2 protein-coding genes are annotated in these 1,058 nt (G+C 25.2%); both read right to left on the minus strand.

Annotated features, from left to right (window positions below; genetic code table 11):
• Nucleotides 1–231: 231 nt before the first annotated feature.
• Nucleotides 232–732, minus strand: coding sequence for a hypothetical protein (locus KQI30_RS16830; RefSeq protein WP_216464491.1), 501 nt, complete (start codon nucleotides 730–732; stop codon nucleotides 232–234).
• Nucleotides 733–814: 82 nt separating this feature from the next.
• Nucleotides 815–1,058 (minus strand): hypothetical protein (locus KQI30_RS16835; protein ID WP_216464492.1); only part of this gene is annotated, 244 nt, incomplete at its 5' end.

Raw genomic sequence — 1,058 nt, forward strand, 5'->3', positions numbered from 1 at the left:
TTAGTTATGGATAAAGATCTATGGAAAAGGTTAAAAATATATTCTATTATCAATGATACAACAATATCTGATGTAGTTGAGAATTTAATTAGAGATTTTATGAAGGATAAGGATATTTAGATAGGAGGTATAGTTATGGGTGCGGATAAAAAATATTAGAAATTACAAAAGATATTAATTAATGCAAAGAAAAAGAGTTATTATTAGTAACTCTTTTTTGTTATATAAATACTATTTTCTTTTTACAAATTCAATTGCTGAAATGTAAAACATTGCAAAATAAAATAAAAATGCTATCAACATTCTAAGTATGATTTTTTTATAAATATATTTATTAGATTCTTTTGAATATGTGTTAAATAAATTATTTATTGAATTATCAACATCAGAATATAATTTTTTTTCATCAGTATCAGGAACTTTTTCTAAATATGATTTAATAAATAAATCAGGGGTAGAAATATAATCACTTTTAATATCAATGCAGTCTAAAGCAATCATTGTTTTTATAGGTAATTCTGAATATTTTATATAGCGCTCACCATCATTTTGTGTTGGATTATTTTTTTTATAATTAAAATAACTCTTAAAATCTTTATGAATAGAAGAATGGATAGAATTAGGGTTATTTGTGAAGTTTGTACCTGAGATTATAAAATATGAATGAGGAATCCAAAATAAAAGTGTAAAAATAAGAATACCGATAAGTTCTTTTTTTGAAAGGTGTTTCAAGCAAATCACTCCTTATAATAAGTTATAAGGATATAATTACACTAAAGGAAGTTATTGTCAATAACTTCCTTTAGTGTGGATTTTAATATGAAGTATTCCATACTCCAGATTTTGTGCGGTAACCTATTACATTTGGAACAGATACTATTTCATATATACCATTTCCACGGTTAACAGCATTACCTTCAAATCTTGCTCTAGTAAAGCCTTCATTGGCCATTGTTGTTTTTACTGATGAGTAAAAGGACTTAAAATCTAGCAACTTATTTCTATTTGCTGTTTCAACAGCAGTAGTAGCCAGAGTTACCATAGTTGAATATACTGCA

Origin of the sequence: Clostridium bornimense (assembly GCF_018917145.1) — a bacterium.
In the GTDB taxonomy this organism is placed as follows: domain Bacteria; phylum Bacillota; class Clostridia; order Clostridiales; family Clostridiaceae; genus Clostridium_AN; species Clostridium_AN bornimense_A.